Annotated in this window: 18 protein-coding genes; 9 read left to right on the forward strand and 9 right to left on the reverse strand. The window is 59.9% G+C overall.

Annotated elements, in window-relative coordinates:
• The first annotated feature begins 110 nt into the window (after positions 1-110).
• Positions 111-1,172, forward strand: coding sequence for an AraC family transcriptional regulator (locus ACA057_RS07680; protein WP_497347204.1), 1,062 nt, complete (start codon positions 111-113; stop codon positions 1,170-1,172).
• On the opposite strand, the gene ACA057_RS07685 is transcribed toward ACA057_RS07680, so the two are convergent.
• A complete protein-coding gene (locus ACA057_RS07685; protein ID WP_497347206.1) occupies positions 1,129-2,583 on the reverse strand; it encodes a TrkH family potassium uptake protein in 1,455 nt (484 codons plus the stop codon). The genes ACA057_RS07680 and ACA057_RS07685 overlap by 44 nt on opposite strands.
• Positions 2,584-2,704: 121 nt before the next feature.
• On the opposite strand from ACA057_RS07685, the gene ACA057_RS07690 reads away from it, so the two are divergent.
• Positions 2,705-3,271, forward strand: a complete 567-nt coding sequence (locus ACA057_RS07690) for an NAD(P)H nitroreductase (RefSeq protein ID WP_497347208.1) — start codon at positions 2,705-2,707, stop codon at positions 3,269-3,271.
• 108 nt (positions 3,272-3,379) lie between these two features.
• Here the strand turns inward: ACA057_RS07690 and ACA057_RS07695 are convergent, their stop codons facing one another.
• The 6 genes from ACA057_RS07695 to ACA057_RS07720 form a co-directional block, all read right to left on the reverse strand.
• Positions 3,380-4,720 (reverse strand): sensor histidine kinase, encoded by a 1,341-nt coding sequence (locus ACA057_RS07695; RefSeq protein WP_497347210.1) that lies wholly within the window; start codon positions 4,718-4,720, stop codon positions 3,380-3,382.
• Between the two features lie 174 nt (positions 4,721-4,894).
• On the reverse strand, positions 4,895-5,341 hold the full coding sequence (locus ACA057_RS07700; RefSeq protein ID WP_497347212.1) for a Spy/CpxP family protein refolding chaperone: 447 nt from the start codon (positions 5,339-5,341) through the stop codon (positions 4,895-4,897).
• A gap of 172 nt (positions 5,342-5,513) precedes the next feature.
• A complete protein-coding gene (locus ACA057_RS07705; RefSeq protein WP_059407604.1) occupies positions 5,514-6,191 on the reverse strand; it encodes a response regulator transcription factor in 678 nt (225 codons plus the stop codon).
• 7 nt (positions 6,192-6,198) lie between these two features.
• Positions 6,199-6,609, reverse strand: a complete 411-nt coding sequence (locus ACA057_RS07710) for an SH3 domain-containing protein (RefSeq protein WP_497347215.1) — start codon at positions 6,607-6,609, stop codon at positions 6,199-6,201.
• A gap of 109 nt (positions 6,610-6,718) precedes the next feature.
• Entirely contained in the window at positions 6,719-7,018 is a 300-nt protein-coding gene (locus ACA057_RS07715; protein ID WP_084320523.1) for a YciI family protein, read from the reverse strand.
• Position 7,019: 1 nt separating this feature from the next.
• Positions 7,020-7,616, reverse strand: coding sequence for a septation protein A (locus tag ACA057_RS07720; RefSeq protein WP_497347217.1), 597 nt, complete (start codon positions 7,614-7,616; stop codon positions 7,020-7,022).
• Positions 7,617-7,703: 87 nt separating this feature from the next.
• Between ACA057_RS07720 and ACA057_RS07725 the strand changes: the two genes are divergently transcribed.
• The 6 genes from ACA057_RS07725 to rluB all read left to right on the forward strand — a co-directional run bounded on the left by ACA057_RS07725 (position 7,704) and on the right by rluB (position 12,773).
• On the forward strand, positions 7,704-8,567 hold the full coding sequence (locus ACA057_RS07725) for a PHP domain-containing protein (protein WP_497347219.1): 864 nt from the start codon (positions 7,704-7,706) through the stop codon (positions 8,565-8,567).
• Between the two features lie 13 nt (positions 8,568-8,580).
• Positions 8,581-9,210, forward strand: a complete 630-nt coding sequence (locus tag ACA057_RS07730; RefSeq protein ID WP_152974939.1) for an L-threonylcarbamoyladenylate synthase — start codon at positions 8,581-8,583, stop codon at positions 9,208-9,210.
• Positions 9,211-10,029 carry a segregation and condensation protein A gene (locus tag ACA057_RS07735; protein WP_497347222.1) on the forward strand — a complete coding sequence of 273 codons (819 nt, stop codon included), beginning with the start codon at positions 9,211-9,213 and terminating at the stop codon, positions 10,027-10,029. It abuts the gene before it with no gap.
• A gap of 11 nt (positions 10,030-10,040) precedes the next feature.
• A complete protein-coding gene (gene scpB, locus ACA057_RS07740; RefSeq protein WP_497347224.1) occupies positions 10,041-10,994 on the forward strand; it encodes an SMC-Scp complex subunit ScpB in 954 nt (317 codons plus the stop codon).
• Positions 10,995-11,139: 145 nt separating this feature from the next.
• The gene (locus ACA057_RS07745) at positions 11,140-11,331 is read left to right on the forward strand and encodes a DUF1289 domain-containing protein (protein ID WP_497347226.1); all 192 of its coding nucleotides are present in this window, start codon (positions 11,140-11,142) and stop codon (positions 11,329-11,331) included.
• A 155-nt stretch (positions 11,332-11,486) separates the two neighbouring features.
• Positions 11,487-12,773, forward strand: a complete 1,287-nt coding sequence (rluB, locus tag ACA057_RS07750; protein ID WP_497347228.1) for a 23S rRNA pseudouridine(2605) synthase RluB — start codon at positions 11,487-11,489, stop codon at positions 12,771-12,773.
• Between the two features lie 203 nt (positions 12,774-12,976).
• Here rluB and ACA057_RS07755 read toward each other — a convergent pair whose 3' ends face one another.
• Both ACA057_RS07755 and ACA057_RS07760 read right to left on the reverse strand, forming a co-directional pair.
• Positions 12,977-13,942: a M29 family metallopeptidase gene (locus tag ACA057_RS07755; protein WP_497347230.1), complete on the reverse strand. Its 966-nt coding sequence runs from the start codon at positions 13,940-13,942 to the stop codon at positions 12,977-12,979.
• Positions 13,943-14,010: 68 nt separating this feature from the next.
• Positions 14,011-14,148: a hypothetical protein gene (locus ACA057_RS07760; protein ID WP_170219177.1), complete on the reverse strand. Its 138-nt coding sequence runs from the start codon at positions 14,146-14,148 to the stop codon at positions 14,011-14,013.
• 898 nt (positions 14,149-15,046) lie between these two features.
• Between ACA057_RS07760 and ACA057_RS07765 the strand changes: the two genes are divergently transcribed.
• Complete coding sequence (locus tag ACA057_RS07765; protein ID WP_497347232.1) at positions 15,047-16,468, forward strand: amino acid permease; 1,422 nt, start codon at positions 15,047-15,049, stop codon at positions 16,466-16,468.
• Positions 16,469-16,537: the final 69 nt, after the last annotated feature.

The following is a 16,537-nucleotide window of genomic DNA, read 5'->3' on the forward strand; positions in this document are numbered from 1 at the left end:
GCTTATTTGAGTCTAGAGTGAACATTGGCATCAGCCAGTGACAATAGGCGCCACTTTAGTATCCTTCGGAAATTGGCCGTAGCATGCGGCTCATCATGTAAGAAAACGCCATGAGCGAACGAACGACTTCTGCAAGCTGGGCGATGGGGATTGTCAAAGCACTGGAGATGGACGGCCTGGATTGCCGGGTTCTGTTCAAGCAGCTGGGGCTCGACTACGCGGCACTGGATGATCCGGATGCCCGCTTCCCGCAAGATTCCATGACACGACTGTGGCAGCGCGCGGTTGAGCTGTCCGGCAACCCGGCGATTGGCCTGAACATGGGCAAGGTGGTGCGACCGGCCTCCTTCCATGTCGCCGGTTACGCCTTGATGTCCAGCCAGACCCTGGCCGAGGGCTTTCAGCGCCTGGTGCGTTATCAGCGGATCATTGCTGAAAGTGCCGACCTGAGTTTCCGACTGTTGGATGAAGGCTATGCGCTGATTCTGACGGTCCACGGCGACCATCTGCCACCCACCCGGCAGAGTGCCGAAGCCTCCCTGGCTTGCGCGCTGGCATTGTGCGGCTGGTTGACCGGGCGCACCCTGCAACCGCGCAAGGTCTTGTTCCAGGCCGATGAGCCGGCCAATCTCGAGCCCTATAAACAGGCCTTTCATGCGCCGCTGGTGTTCAATGCGCCTTACGACGCCTTGATCTTCGAGCGTGCCGACATGGAGGCGCCGTTGCCTACGGCCAACGAGGCCATGGCGCTGCTGCACGACCGGTTTGCCGGCGAGTACCTGGCGCGGTTTTCCGAGAGCCGCGTGACCCACAAGGCGCGGCAGGTGTTGTGCCGTTTACTGCCCCAGGGCGAGCCCAAGCGCGACACTGTGGCGCAGACGCTGCACCTGTCGCAACGGACTTTGCAGCGACGTTTGCAGGAAGAGGGCACGAGTTTTCAGACGTTGCTGGACGACACCCGGCGCGAACTGGCGGAGCAGTATCTGGCGCAACCAAACATGACGCTGCTGGAAATTGCCTACCTGTTGGGGTTCGCCGACCCGAGCAACTTTTTCCGTGCTTTCCGCCGCTGGTTCGATGCCACCCCCGGCGAGTACCGGGTGCGGCTGATGGCGGCGCCTGTTCTTGTCAGTGACGCCAGAACGCCGGAATACACAGCACAAACACGGTGATGATCTCCAGTCGGCCCAACAGCATGCCGAACGAGAGAATCCACTTGGCGGCGTCCGGCAGGGTCGCAAAGTTGCCTGCCGGGCCGATGGTCTCGCCCAGTCCCGGACCGACGCCGGACACCGTGGCGGCCGCGCCAGTTAGGGCAGTCATCCAGTCGACGCCGAGCAGCGACAACAGCAGCGCGATCACGCAGATGGTGATGGCAAAGAAGAACGAAAAGGTCAGAATCGACCGCACGATCTCTTCATCGAGACGGTGACCGTTGTACTTCTGCTTGATTACCGCGCGCGGGTGAATCAACTGGTGAAGGTTGGCCTTGAGCAGAATGTACGCAACCTGGAAGCGGAAAATCTTGATCCCGCCGGCGGTCGAGCCCGAGCATCCGCCGATAAAGCCCAGATAAAAGAACAGCATCAGCGAGAAATTGCCCCAGAGGCTGTAGTCCCCCAGCGCAAATCCTGTGGTCGTGACCACCGAGGTCACGTTCAGCGCCACATGCCGTAATGCCTCCAGCCAATGCAACTGGGTGGTCCACCAATACCAGGTGCCGAGCACCAGCCAGGTCACCAGCAACATGCCGAGCAAGCCTTGAACCTGCTGATCCTTGATCAGTGCTTTGCGGTTACCGCGCAAAGTCGCTACATACAGGGTGAACGGCAGGGCACCAAGAATCATGATGACGATCGCGACCCAATGCACTGCAGGCTCCGGCCACTTGGCCAAAGACTGGTCGGAGGTCGAGAAACCACCGGTGGAAATCGCTGACATCGCGTGGTTGATCGCGTCGAACGGACTCATCCCGGCCCACCAGAACGCCAGGCTGCCGAAAATGGTGATGCCGACGTAGGCCGCAACGATCAAACGCGCCACCATGTGCGAACGGGGCATGACTTTTTCGGAACGGTCTGACGACTCGGTCTGAAACAGCCGCATGCCGCCGATGCGCAGCAATGGCAGAATCGCTACCGCCATGCCGATAAACCCGATGCCGCCGATCCAGTGCAGCAACGAGCGCCACATCAGGATGCCGGGAGACATGTTGTCCAGGCCCGTGAGCACCGTCGCACCGGTGGCGGTGATGCCGGACATGCTTTCAAAAAACGAGTCGGTGTAGCTGATGTGCTGGGTCAGCAAAAACGGCAGCGCGGCGAAGATGCACACCACCAGCCAGCTGCTGACAGTCAGCAGGTACATGTCGCGCGGGCGCAGATGGACGTGCTCGGGGCGGCCGGGGATGACCAGCGCCAGGCCGGCGACAAAAGTAATCATGCTGGCCCAGAGGAACGAGGGCAGGTCGCCGGTGCGGTCGAAAATCACCAGCGTGGCCATGGGCACGACCATGGCGATGGCCAGCGTGATCAGGAAGAGGCCGATGATGAATCCAATGAGACGTAAGGTCGGCAACGCCATGAAATCCGCTCGGCTGAAATAAGGAAGGGCGCCATTCTACCTGTGGTGCTGGGCATGTAAACGGGCATCCCGGCGGTAGATACCGCTAGAATGCCCGGACAATTTTTTCAGGAGGTGGCCGATGCAGGCTCTCGACGCTTTGCTCAACCGTGTTTCCGTTCCACGACTGCTCGACCCGGCACCCACCGCGGAGCAGCGCGAAGTGCTGTTTGCCGCCGCCATGCGGGCGCCGGACCACGGCCACTTGCAGCCTTGGCGTTTCCTGACAGTCGAAGGCGCAGCGCGCGAGCAAATGGGCGAGCTGCTGGCCGAAGCCGCGAAGTTGCAGGACAGCGAAGTCTCTGAAGCGGCGCTGGACAAGGCGCGCAACGGTCCGCTGCGTGCGCCGCTGGTCGTGGTGGTGATCGCGCGTTTGCAGGATCACGTCAAATATCCGAAATCCGAACAACTGCTGGCGGCCGGTTGTGCGGCTCACGGGATTTTGCTGGCGGCGTATGCGCAAGGCATTGGCGCGGTGTGGCGCACCGGTGAATTGGCCTATTCGGCGCACGTGGCCAAAGGGTTGGGGTTGGCGGAAGGGGAAGAGGTGATCGCGTTCCTGTACCTGGGCACGCCGCAGAAAGAGCCGCGAGTGGCGGAAAAAGTGGACCTCGCCGAATTCGTCAGCGCCTGGCCCGGGAAGGCCTGACACCACCAATCTACTGTGGGAGCGAGCCTGCTCGCGAAAGCGGTCTTCCAATCACATTGGTGTTGGATGTGCTGCCGTCTTCGCGAGCAGGCTCGCTCCCACAGGGTTTCAGGGTTGCACCACCGCCCCTGGCACCAACGGCAATTCCAGGCTGGCAACAAACCCGCCATCAGGATGATTGGCCAGCACCAGACTCCCGCCGTGCCGTTCCGCCGCGCGGCGCGCAATGGCCAGTCCCAAGCCATGCCCGGCCGCGGTCTGCCCCGGCGCCCGATAGAACGGCTCACCCAACTGACTCAAATGCTCGGCGTCTACACCGGGCCCATGGTCACGCACACTGACCACAATCCGTTCACCTTGACGCACCGCCTGCATTTCAATCGATTGCCCCACCGGGTTAAAGCGCTGGGCATTGCGCAGCAGGTTGTCGACGGCGCGCTCGATCATCGTCGGCCAGCCCTTGAGGTTCAGCTGCGACTCGGCCTCAAGGCGCACGCTCTGCTCCGGCGAACCCAATTGAGCGTCCTTTTGCAACGTGTTGAGCAGGGCGTTGAGATCGACGTCTTCGGCGCTGGCGTTGTCGGCATCGACCCGCGCCAGTACCAGGATTTCGCTGATCAGCGCTTCGAGGCGGTCGCACTCGCGGGTGAGGCGTGGCCAGAGTTTTTCCCGTTCCTCGGGGTTGGCCCGTTCAGCCAATGCCAGCGCAATGCGCAGCCGGGCGAGGGGCGAGCGCAGTTCGTGGGACACGTCACGCAGCAGTTGGCGCTGGCTGCCGATCAAACTTTGCAGGCGCGCGCCCATGCGGTTGAAATCATTGGCCAGCACGCCGAATTCGTCGCGCCGGTTGGCCAGTTTGACCAGACTGTTCTGCTGATAGGTGGTTTGCCCCAGATCATGCACCGCACCACGTAAACGATTGAGTGGGCGGGTAATGGACAAGGTCACGAACAGGCTGAACAAGGTCAGTACGACCAGGGCGATCCCCAGTGCACTCAACGGCCAGAGCAGGCTTTCGCGGTGCCAGGCGTCCAGTTCCGGGTGCGGAATGCGGTAGATCAACAGGTAGGTGTCGCCGGTTTTTGCGCTGGTGTATTCATCGGTCAGGCGACGCCACGGCAGGCGTCGGTCATCGTTGTTCTGCCGCGCCTCAAAGGCCGCCGCACGCCGTGGGAAGGTACCGCGCACCACGGGATCGCCGCTCTCGTTGAGCACTTGAACGTCGATGTGATACTGGCGCTTGCGCTGTTCGAGAATGTCCTGGGCCGCGTCCTCGCCTTGGGATTCGTAGGTTTGCGTCCACTGTTCGGCCAGGGTGTTGAGGCCCGGGTGGCGACTGAGAATCCACGCGTCCTGGTTGAGCATGTGCCCGAGCAGAATGGAGAGCCCTGCAACCAGAGCGATGGCCAGCCAGAAGCTGGCCAGAATACGCCAGAACAATGAGCGCACAGAAAATCCTCAAACAAACACAGACCCATGTGGGAGCGGGCTTGCTCGCGAAGGCGGTGTATCAGACAGCAAATGCTTTACCTGACACACCGCCTTCGCGAGCAAGCCCGCTCCCACATTAGACTGAATGAAGTCAGACCCAACGGGGTTTAGCCGTTGGGTCGGGTTAGCGCATTATTGCGCTTTTTGCGGTTGTTGCGCTTTCCAGGCCTTGAACTCGGCCCATTCTGCGCGACGCTCAGCCTTCTTTTTCTGGATCTCGTCGAATTGCTTCTGTTGATCTGGTTTCAGCACTGCGCGGACATCGGCCTGGGCTTTCTGGTGCTTGGCCGCCATTTCGTCCTTCAGCGCTTTCTGATCCGCTGGCGAGAGTTTTTCCAGGTACTTGTCGACCAGTTGCTGACGCGAGTGCATCTGCTCGCCCATGATCTTGCGGATCTGCTCACGCTGTTCGCGGCTCAGGTCCAGTTGGCTGTACGGGCCTTTACCGTGCATGCCGTGCATCTGACCGCCGTGGCGCGAGCCGTCCATCGGACCCATAGGGCCGGCACCTTCAGGCATGGCCATGGCAACGGTCGGCAGGGCGGCAGCGAACATCAGAGCGATAAGAGTCTTGCGCATGGTGAATCTCCTTGTCTCGTTCCCGGTACGTTCCGGATGAGTACAGATTACGGAGATCAAGGTCAGCGGCGGTCAGCGGAGCGTAAAGCTTGGGTAAAGACGATTTCGCACCGACCTGACAAATCCAACACTTTGCCTCTGCTACAAGCCGAACGCAGCCTCGCGTTCGGTTTCAGAGGCTGTAGTAGTAACCGCGGCTGCGCAGGGCAATGATGCGTGGGCGGCCGTCGGGGTGTGGGCCGATCTTTTTGCGCAGGTTGCTGACGTGCATGTCCAGGCTGCGGTCATACAGGGTCAGCTTGCGACCGAGGGCGATCTGCGCCAGTTCCTGTTTGTCCAGCGGCTCGCCGGGTTGCTTGAGCAAGGCTTCAAGCAGGCGGCTTTCGGAAACTGTGAGGGTGAATTCCTGTTCGTCGATGCTGACCACGCCGCGCACCGGGCTGAAGCACAGGTCGCCCAGTTCGAGCTGGCTCGATACCGCCGCCGGATGACTGCGGCGCAGCACGGCGCGCAGACGGGCTGTCAGTTCCCGTGGGTCGCACGGTTTGGCCAGATAATCGTCGGCGCCGAGTTCCAGGCCGAGGATGCGGTCCAGCGGTTCGCCGCGGGCCGACAGCATCAGCACCGGCAAGTCCGGATGGTCGCTGCGTAATTGCTTGAGCAACTCCAGGCCGCTGCCGTCCGGCAGCATCACATCCAGCACCACGGCTGCCGGCGACGTTTCTGCCAGTGCCCGACGAGCGCTCTGCCCATCGTGGCAGGCGCGGACCTGAAAGCCTTCCTGGCTCAACCAACTGCTCAGGAGCTCACACAGCTCCTGGTCATCATCAATTAATAACAGCTCGCTCATGACTCACTCAATTTAGCCATTGCCTACGTTTTCTCGTTGCACCACTGGCGAAGATACCGCAGAGCAGAGCCAATAGCGCTACTCCCGCGCCAATCACGAACCATTGCTGCTGATCAGTCAGCCAGCGTGGCAGCGGGCTGCTCGCCTGGGCTTCCTTGAGTTGCAGCTTCAGACGCTGGTTCTCCTGGCGCAACCGGCCCAACTGAGCGCTTTCGCGTTCGCTATCGGTATTCTGCAGTTGTTTGCTCAGTTCTTCTCGTTGCTGCTCGCTCACCTTCAAGCGCTGCTGCAACTCGGCGATCTGGCCGCCGGCGCTCAAGGACAGGGGCGTTGAACCACCGCCTGCACTTTCTTCACCGTGGGCAGGCGCCACGATCGACAACGTGACCAACATCAGACACAACGGACCTTTGCGCATCGCGACTCCTGATTCCAATACGAGTATTGGGCAGGTTGTCGGCCGGCAAACGAGAATAATGAGCGTTGAGAGCGCGATGAACCGATAAGGTTCATCGTGCGGCGGGAAGTTACGGCAGGACTTGCTTGAACGGCTTGACCGAAACGTTGGCGTAGACGCCTGCGGCGATATACGGGTCGGCGTCGGCCCAGGCCTGGGCGGCGCTCAAGGAATCGAATTCGGCGACGATCAGGCTGCCGGTGAAACCCGCTGCGCCCGGATCATTACTGTCGACGGCCGGGTTCGGGCCCGCCAATACGATACGACCTTCACCCTTGAGCACTTGCAAGCGCTCAAGGTGCGCAGGCCGTGCGGCCAGGCGAGCTTCCAGGGAGTTGGCGACGTCTGTGGCAACGATTGCGTAAAGCATGTCAGTCCTCGGTTTTTGGCGTAGTGGTATCGGTATCGTGCAGGTGACGAGACAGGTAGATGCCCTGGCCCACCAGGAACAGCAGCGTCATGCCCAGGCTGCCGAAGACCTTGAAGTCGACCCAGTAGCTCTGGAAAGTGAACGCGACGAACAGGTTGGCGGCGCCGCAAAACAGGAAGAAGGCGATCCAGGCGATGTTCAGGCGTGTCCAGACCGGCTCCGGCAGAGTCAGCGCGTGGCCCATGATGCGTTTGATCAGCAACTGCTCGCCGATGAAGTGGCTGCCAATGAAGGCCAGGGCAAACAGCCAGTTGACCACCGGGGCTTTCCATTTCAGGAAGGTCTCGCTGTGGAACGCCAGGGTCAGGCTACCGAAGACCAGGCAGGCAATGAGCGTCAGCCACTGGCTCTTCTCCAGCTTGCGCTGCTTGATGAAGATCGTGCCGTAAACCACCACGGAACTGATGATCAGCATCGCTGTGGCGCTGTAAATACCGCCTACAGTTACCTCGTGGCCGGCAATCTCGACGACCCGTGGATCGATTTTGAAGACGATGAAAAACAGCAGAAGCGGGATGAAATCGATGAATTGTTTCACAGTGGCAGCCAGAAGCAGGATGTGGCGGCATAATAACAAACATATGGGCGCGCGATAGCGCCAGCTGATTTGAGGTTACACATCCCCGTGAATGTCGATTTGCACTGCCACAGCACCGCCTCCGATGGCGCTCTCGCGCCTGCTGTACTGGTTGCGCGTGCGTTCGAGAAAGGCGTGCGAGTCCTGGCCTTGACCGATCACGACACCCTCGAAGGCCTCGATGAGGCCCGCCACGCGGCGACCGCGCTGGGGATGCAACTGGTCAACGGCGTCGAATTGTCCTGCACCTGGGGCGGCGCGACCATTCATGTGTTGGGCTACGGTTTCGACGTCAATGCGCCGGCATTGGTCGAAGCCATCGCTAAATTGCACGATGGCCGCTGGCTACGGTCCGAAGAAATAAGCCGTAAGTTGGCGTTGAAAGGCATGCCGGGAGCGCTGGAAGGTGCCCGGGCCATTCAGCAGGCACTGGGCGACAGCGGCAACGCGCCGGCCCGTCCGCACTTCGCCGACTGGATGGTGCGCGAAGGCTTCGTCAAGGATCGCGCCGAAGCCTTCCGCAAATGGCTGGGTGCCGGCAAGCTGGGGGACGTCAAGCAACACTGGCCGACCCTGGAAGAAACCGTCGAAACCCTGCGCGCCGCCAAAGCCTGGGTCAGCCTGGCGCATCCCTGGCATTACGATTTCACTCGCAGCAAACGTCGTCGCCTGATTTCTGACTATATTCAAGCAGGCGGCCACGCGATCGAAGTGGTCAATGGCCATCAGCCCGCCGAACAAGTGGGCAGCCTGGCCATTCTTGCCCGCGAGTTCGGTCTGCTGGTCAGCGCCGGCAGTGATTTTCATGGCCCTGGAGGCTGGTCCGAGATCGGCGAATACCGCCCGTTCCCGGAGGATCTGCCACCACTGTGGTGTCGATTCAAACATGACCCAATTATTGCCGCCGTCTGAACAGGTAGAGAATGTGAGTCAATTTTTCCAGATTCATCCGGAAAACCCGCAAGCGCGCCTGATCAAACAGGCTGTCGAGATCATCCGCAAAGGCGGGGTGGTGATTTATCCCACAGACTCGTCCTACGCCATTGGTTGCCAGATCGGTGACAAGAATGCCGTGGAGCGCGTGCGCCGGTTACGTGGACTGGATGACAAACACAACTTCGCGCTGATTTGCAGCGACCTGTCGCAACTGGGGCTGTTCGCCAAGATCGACACCGGCCTTTTCCGCTTGCTCAAGGCCCACTTGCCGGGGCCGTATACCTTTATTCTCAACGCCACCCGCGAAGTCCCGCGGCTGTTGTTGCACCCGAAAAAACGCACCATCGGCCTGCGGGTGCCGAGTCATCCGATTGCCCTGGCGCTGCTGGAAGAACTCGGCGAGCCGCTGATGAGTGTGACGCTGATCATGCCCGGCGACACCGACCCGTTGACCGATCCTTACGAAATGCGTCAGTTGCTTGAGCATCAGGTCGACCTGATCATTGACGGCGGCTTCGGCGGGATCAAGGCGTCCACCGTGATCAACCTCGCTGATGGTGAGCCGGAAGTGATCCGTGTCGGTTGCGGCGACCCGACGCCGTTCATGGCCGAGGCCTAGATGTCTGCTGTAGAACCCGTCGACAGTCAGGCCGGCGCCCAGCAAGAACTGCCCTTCGCCATGGTCTATGGCCAGGCGGTCCTGGAAATGCCGCTGGACCTGTACATCCCGCCGGATGCCCTGGAGGTGTTCCTCGAAGCTTTCGAAGGCCCGCTCGACTTGCTGCTGTACCTGATCCGCAAACAGAACATCAACATCCTCGACATCCCGGTGGCGGAAATCACCCGTCAATACATGGGGTATGTCGAGTTGATGCAGTCGGTGCGCCTGGAACTGGCCGCCGAATACCTGGTGATGGCCGCGATGCTGGCCGAGATCAAATCGCGGATGTTGCTGCCGCGCGCCGAAACGATCGAAGCCGAAGAAGACGATCCGCGCGCCGAACTGATCCGCCGCTTGCAGGAGTACGAGCGCTTCAAGGCCGCCGCGGAGGGCATCGATGGCCTGAGCCGGGTGGGCCGCGATGTCGTGGTGCCGAAACTGGATGCCCCGGAAGCCCGGGCGCGCAAGTTGTTGCCGGACGTGCGTTTGTCGGAGCTGCTGCTGTCCATGGCCGAGGTGTTGCGCCGTGGCGACATGTTCGAAAGCCACCAGGTCAGCCGCGAGGCACTGTCCACGCGCGAGCGCATGAGCGATGTGCTGGAACGGCTCAAGGGCGGCGGTTTTGTGCCCTTTGTCGAGCTGTTCACCGCTGAAGAAGGTCGGCTGGGGGTGGTCGTGACCTTTATGGCGATCCTCGAACTGGTCAAGGAATCCTTGGTCGAGCTGGTGCAGAATGAGCCGTTCGCGGCGATCCATGTCCGGGCCCGAGCCGAATAACGAGTTGAATCATGAACCTGACTGAACCCCGCGAGCTGGCACCACTGCTTGAAGCCTTTCTGTTGGCCTCCGGAAAACCGCAATCGCTTGAACGCCTGTTCGAACTCTTCGAAGAAGGCGAGCGCCCGGAGCCGCCGGTGTTCAAGAAAGCGCTGACGATTCTCGCCAAATCCTGTGACGGCCGCGCCTTCGAGTTGAAGGAAGTCGCCTCCGGGTATCGCCTGCAGATCCGCGAAAAGTTCTCGCCGTGGGTCGGACGCTTGTGGGAAGAACGCCCGCAGCGCTACTCCCGCGCCATGCTCGAAACCATGGCCCTGATCGCCTATCGCCAGCCAATCACCCGAGGCGAGATCGAAGATGTGCGTGGCGTGGCGGTCAACAGCAACATCGTCAAGACCTTGCTGGAGCGTGAGTGGATTCGCGTCGTCGGCTATCGCGACGTGCCTGGTAAGCCGGCGATGTTCGCCACCACCAAGGCGTTTCTCGATCATTTCAACCTGAAGAACCTCGACGACTTGCCGCCGCTGGCCGACCTGCGCGAGCTGGAGCCCGATCCAGTGCTCGATTTCGACGACGCGCCGGTGCCGGCCGGGCTGCAAGAACTGGCGGATGCCAGCGCCGAGCCGGAAGAACCCAAGGAAGAAACCAGTTTTCATACGCTGCTGCTGGAACTGGACACCATGGAGGAGGGGATCAAGACCGACTTCGACGACCTGTTGCGTGATGGGGCGGTGACGGAGACGGAGCCCGAAATCGAAGTTGAACTTCAGGTCGAGCCCGAAGCCACACTTGAAGAAGAGCAGGAAGACGACGTGCTCGGCGTCGCCGAAGCCCGCGAAAAACTCCTCGCCGCCGTCGCCGCGCTTGAACAACACAAGCCCGAGCCTGAATTGAGCGACGAAGAAGCCGAAGCCCGCGCACTGGCCGAAGCGATCGAAGCCGAACGCCGCGAATTCGATGACTGACCCGGTTTTGCGTTTATGAAGATCCCTGTGGGAGCGAGCCTGCTCGCGATAGCGGTCTGTCAGTCACTGTGATGTTGAAGGTGCCGCCCTCATCGCGAGCAGGCTCGCTCCCACAGTGATGGGTGGTGTTTTCCTGGAGATGGCGATGAGCTCAACTAAAGACCCCTGCATCAGCGTCTGCAAATTCACCGACGACATCTGCCTCGGCTGTGGGCGCAGCAAGCGCGAGATCAAGGCCTGGAAGAAACTCGACAAGACCGACAAACGCACGGTGCTGGCCGAAGCGGCACTGCGGCTGATCAAACTCGGTGCCACCGGTCGGCGGAAAGGCAAGTAAGTTTCCATTCATCAGCTAGTCTCTGATGCGCGAACGCTCTCATGAGCGTATGATTCGCGACCCTCCGACGATCCCTTCGTCCGAGACCCAGCTTTCAACGCTTCAGGCCCCTCACTTCAGAGCTGCCTGAACAGACCACACCGGGAGGTGCCCAGATGAGTATCAACGACCAGAAAGACGACCAGGAAATCGGCCCAGCAGGCGAAAAACTGCAGAAAGTCCTCGCCCGTATCGGCGTCGGCTCGCGCCGTGACGTGGAAGCCTGGATCAGCCACGGCCGCATCAAGGTCAATGGCAAAGACGCCACCCTTGGCCAGCGCGTCGACATGCACGACGCCATCACCATTGATGGCCGCGTGATCAAGCGCGAAGAAGCCGCCGAGTCGGTACGCCGCGTGATCATGTACAACAAGCCCGACGGTGAAATCTGCACCCGCCTCGACCCGGAAGGCCGTCCGACCGTATTCGACAAGATGCCAAAACCGAAAGAAGGTCGCTGGATCAACATCGGTCGCCTGGACATCAACACCACCGGTCTGCTGATGTTCACCACCGACGGTGAACTGGCCAACCGCCTGATGCACCCTTCCTACGAAATGGACCGTGAATACGCGGTACGTGTGCGTGGCGAAGTCGATGACGAGATGATCGAGCGTCTGAAAGCAGGCGTCGTCCTTGAAGACGGCCCGGCCAAGTTCACCGACATCAAGCAGGCGCCAGGTGGCGAAGGTTTCAACCACTGGTACCACTGCGTGGTGATGGAAGGTCGTAACCGCGAAGTCCGTCGCCTGTGGGAATCCCAGGGCCTGGTGGTCAGCCGCCTGAAGCGCGTGCGTTTCGGTCCGGTGTTCCTCAACTCCGACTTGCCGATGGGTCGCTGGCGCGAAATGAGCCAGTACGAAGTCGACATTCTGAGTGCTGAAGTCGGCCTGACGCCTGTGGCCATGCCGCAGATGAACGCCAAGAGCAAAGACAAGCTCGATCGCATGCAGCGTAAATCGTCGCGCCCGATGGGCAAGACCGAGCGCGTGCGTTCGTTGCGTCCAGCCATCGGTAACCAGACTGCTGCTACGCCGCGTGATACCCGCGAACCGCATATCGAAGGCGAGCGTCCAGCCCGCAAACCCGCTGCACCCCGTGCAGACGGCGAGCGCGGCCCACGCACGCCGCGTCCGGCCAACGGTCGCACTGAACGTGGCGAAGGCCGCGGTGCGCCAAGCGGTGGCCGCAGCGATCGCGGTGCTCCAGCCGGTCGCGGTGAGTCGGGTCGCGGTACGCCAGTGGCGGACCGTCCCGCTGATTCCAAGCGCCCGGCCAAGCCAGCGCCGAAGAAACGCCCAGGCATCGTCCTGGTCGACCGTGACGCGCCATCGGGCAAACGCCGCGGTGCGCCAGCCGGTTCCGGCCAGCGTCCGGGCTTCGGTCGTCGCAAGCCTGAGTAATTGGTAAGCGCCGCATGAAAAAACGCCAACCTTCGGGTTGGCGTTTTTTTTTCGTCTGATTTTAAGTAAGGCGGTGCCGCTACGGGCCTCATCGCGAGCAGGCTCGCTCCCACAGTGGACCGAGATGTCAGGGAGGAACGCGGTCACCTGTGGGAGCGAGCCTGCTCGCGATGAGGCCCGTAGCGGCACCGCCTACTTTGCGGCTAAAACACAAACCGCCCATCAAACACCGGCTTGTCATCCAGCGCCAACACCCCACTGGAGAAGATCAGGTCCAGGTGATGGCTGCCCTTGGCGCCACCTCCCAACCCCAGGTGCAGACCGCAATGTCGCTCCTCGAACCCGGCATTGCGTGCATACAGCGCCTTCACGCCTTCGTTGGTGCCGATGCCCAGTTCCTCGATCCGCCGATTCGATGGATTGGCCTCCAGGTACTTGTTGAAGTCATGTTCCAGTCCCGGTACATCGGTGGCGATTTTGCTGATGGTCGAGTTCTCGATCCACAACTCCAGCGGTGACTCCAGCACCCCGTATTTGCGGGCGAACGGAATCGTACTGAGAAACGTCCCGACAAAATTTACCCGGCCATTAATGGCCTCGCTGTGTGTAGCGATTTCACCCGGTGCCAGATCAAAGTTGCCGACACCATTGATGTCGGTCCACTTCTTGATACTGCTCAAGGGCGTTTCAAACCATGAGCCGTGATCATCTTTGAAACTTAATGTCGTCGCGTGGGACATGCGCTGGATCAAGTGGCTGTTCAACCCGGCAATGCGTTGCGGGGTGACACTGAACGTGTCGTAGAAGTAATCGCCATAGTCCTTGAACAGCAGCGACTTCTTCCAGTTTTGCGCCATGACGCCTTGCAGCGCACGGACAAAATCCGGGCCTTCGGGGCGCGGGTTGGGCAAGGTGGAAGAGTCGTAGAAGAATATATACAGATCACTGTCGGCAATGGCCTGGGCCAGTGATTCGGTGGATTCGAGGTCCAGGCGCATCGCGCTGAAGGTGAACGGTGGGCTGCTACCGGCCTGTTCGACGATTGCGCCGATCAGTGCCTGGTAATCAGCGGTATGGCCGAGCAGGACCTTCGCCGGAGTGATGCCGACAAGGGCCGGGTGTTGTTCGAGGTAGTAAAGGAAATGCGAGATGGCGCGTTGCTTATCCATGTAGTCCTCCCTGACAAACCGAGAAAAGTGGCAGGCACGACCGGCCGGATCGTACCTGCAGGGATGTCTTACAAAGGCCACATCGCCGTGCCGAACGGAACAACCGCGTCGGCTTGCATCATTTCAACGGCGGCTTCATGGGTCGGTGCTTCAAACCAATCGTCCAGTTGCAGTTCAGTTTCCAAGTCTTTGTCCAGTGCTTGCATGGTGGATCTCCTAGATGACTTTTGAGTAAGAACAACTTGCCGGTTGATGCGATTCGGCAAGTCGCTGAAAACCTAGTTCAGAGGGTTTGATAATGCAAAAAAATAATCAAATAAGGATTCGTTAAACTTTTTATTCTGTTTTTTGAAAGGCAGTTTATTAATAAAAAACAGAAAACTAACTCGGCTTTTTCCTTAGGAAGCTTCCTAACGTCAATTTGCAGTCATCCTGCGGCAGGATCTGATTCGGAAAATATTCGTTACGGGGTGTAAAGAAATGCTGACGAATTCCAGGCGCAACGCCCTTGGATTGACGCTTACGGAAAGGGTGTAAGGAAAACCTGCCGCCCAGACATGGTTTGATCCCGACGCAAGGCTCTGGCGCGCTTGTTTCAGCCGCTGTGGAAGGGTGAGATGCGCTCCATGCCTGTCGTGCAGGTGCATAACAAGAAGGAGGCGCAATGTACGCCGTGACTGATCTTCATCTCTCCCCGAGGGGCGATTTTTCCGCCGTCCCCGTCGATGACCCGCAAAGGTCTGACTGTTTTTTTGCAGCCGCCCGAGATGCTCGGGGCGGACACAGGCAATCCCGGCAAACGACGCGCTGATCCAGCGGTGTCTGGCAGCAGGGGGTTACAGGTGTACAATGCGCCGCGTTTTAACTGTGACCTCCTGCGCATCTGCGCAAACCTCAAGGCTATCCGCCTTGTTCACTCCGCCGCGTCACGAGCGTGTCGGGTTCGATTTCGTCACAGATAAAAACAAACAGGTGACGCATGACCGTTGTAAAAAAATCGCTGAACGCCTTTTGCCTGCGCTGGGGTTTGATCGGCGCTGCTTGAATCGCAACCTGAGCAGCACGTCTAACGAACATCATCAAACCTTGCGTGAGACCCTTTTCATGAGTGGACAAAACTCGCATTCAGGCGAGCTGAAACGCGGCCTGAAAAATCGCCATATTCAACTGATCGCCCTCGGTGGCGCAATCGGTACAGGCTTGTTCCTCGGCTCGGCCGGGGTACTGAAATCCGCTGGTCCGTCGATGATCCTCGGCTATGCCATCTGCGGTTTCATTGCCTTCATGATCATGCGTCAACTGGGCGAAATGATCGTTGAAGAACCGGTGGCCGGTTCCTTCAGCCACTTCGCGCACAAATACTGGGGCGGTTTCGCCGGTTTCCTGTCTGGCTGGAACTGCTGGATTCTGTACATTCTGGTGGGCATGTCGGAGCTGACTGCCGTCGGCAAGTACATTCACTACTGGGCGCCGGACATCCCGACCTGGGTCTCGGCAGCCGGTTTCTTCATCCTGATCAACCTGATTAACCTGGCCAACGTCAAAGTCTTTGGCGAGGCCGAATTCTGGTTTGCGATCATCAAGGTGGTGGCGATTGTCGGCATGATTGCCCTGGGCAGCTATTTACTGGTCAGCGGTAATGGCGGCCCGCAAGCGGCGGTGAGCAACCTGTGGACCCACGGAGGCTTCTTCCCGAACGGTGTCAGTGGTCTGGTGATGGCCATGGCGATCATCATGTTCTCCTTCGGCGGCCTGGAAATGCTCGGTTTCACCGCAGCGGAAGCCGACAAGCCGAAAACCGTGATCCCGAAAGCCATCAACCAGGTGATCTACCGGATCCTGATTTTCTACATCGGCGCGCTGGTCATCCTGCTGTCGCTGACCCCATGGGACAGCCTGTTGGCGACCCTCAACGCTTCCGGCGATTCCTACAGCGGCAGTCCGTTCGTGCAAGTGTTCTCGATGCTCGGCAGCAACACCGCTGCGCACATCCTCAACTTCGTGGTCTTGACGGCGGCGTTGTCGGTGTACAACAGCGGCACCTACTGCAACAGCCGCATGCTGCTGGGCATGGCCGAGCAGGGCGATGCGCCGAAAGCCCTGGCGAAGATCGACAAGCGCGGCGTGCCGGTGCGTTCGATCCTGGCCTCGGCGGCGGTGACGTTGATCGCCGTGTTGCTGAACTACCTGATCCCGCAAAACGCGCTGGAACTGTTGATGTCGCTAGTCGTGGCCACCCTGGTGATCAACTGGGCGATGATCAGCTTCTCGCACTTCAAATTCCGCCAGCACATGAACAAGACTAAACAGACGCCGCTGTTCAAGGCCCTGTGGTACCCGTACGGCAACTACATTTGCCTGGCGTTCGTGGCGTTCATTTTGTGCGTGATGCTGTTGATTCCGGGCATCCAGATCTCGGTGTATGCGATTCCGGTGTGGGTCGCGTTCATGTGGGTGTGCTACGGCATCAAGAACAAGCGTCGTGACCAGCAGGTGTTGCAGGCTGCGGGTTCTGTAGCGAAATAACGTAGATGCGGAAACAAAAAGCCCGGCCATGTGCCGGGTTTTTTGTTCGCGCTGTCCTGGGGTTTTGGT

The sequence above is a fragment of the Pseudomonas sp. LBUM1661 genome (assembly GCF_059695925.1).

Coding starts and splice junctions, on each gene's coding strand:
- ACA057_RS07680 (WP_497347204.1), top strand. CDS start 111: ATGAGCGAACGAACGACTTCTGCAAGCTGGGCGATGGGGATTGTCAAA.
- ACA057_RS07685 (WP_497347206.1), bottom strand. CDS start 2,583: ATGGCGTTGCCGACCTTACGTCTCATTGGATTCATCATCGGCCTCTTC.
- ACA057_RS07690 (WP_497347208.1), top strand. CDS start 2,705: ATGCAGGCTCTCGACGCTTTGCTCAACCGTGTTTCCGTTCCACGACTG.
- ACA057_RS07700 (WP_497347212.1), bottom strand. CDS start 5,341: ATGCGCAAGACTCTTATCGCTCTGATGTTCGCTGCCGCCCTGCCGACC.
- ACA057_RS07705 (WP_059407604.1), bottom strand. CDS start 6,191: ATGAGCGAGCTGTTATTAATTGATGATGACCAGGAGCTGTGTGAGCTC.
- ACA057_RS07710 (WP_497347215.1), bottom strand. CDS start 6,609: ATGCGCAAAGGTCCGTTGTGTCTGATGTTGGTCACGTTGTCGATCGTG.
- ACA057_RS07715 (WP_084320523.1), bottom strand. CDS start 7,018: ATGCTTTACGCAATCGTTGCCACAGACGTCGCCAACTCCCTGGAAGCT.
- ACA057_RS07735 (WP_497347222.1), top strand. CDS start 9,211: ATGTCTGCTGTAGAACCCGTCGACAGTCAGGCCGGCGCCCAGCAAGAA.
- scpB (WP_497347224.1), top strand. CDS start 10,041: ATGAACCTGACTGAACCCCGCGAGCTGGCACCACTGCTTGAAGCCTTT.
- ACA057_RS07745 (WP_497347226.1), top strand. CDS start 11,140: ATGAGCTCAACTAAAGACCCCTGCATCAGCGTCTGCAAATTCACCGAC.
- rluB (WP_497347228.1), top strand. CDS start 11,487: ATGAGTATCAACGACCAGAAAGACGACCAGGAAATCGGCCCAGCAGGC.
- ACA057_RS07755 (WP_497347230.1), bottom strand. CDS start 13,942: ATGGATAAGCAACGCGCCATCTCGCATTTCCTTTACTACCTCGAACAA.
- ACA057_RS07760 (WP_170219177.1), bottom strand. CDS start 14,148: ATGCAAGCACTGGACAAAGACTTGGAAACTGAACTGCAACTGGACGAT.
- ACA057_RS07765 (WP_497347232.1), top strand. CDS start 15,047: ATGAGTGGACAAAACTCGCATTCAGGCGAGCTGAAACGCGGCCTGAAA.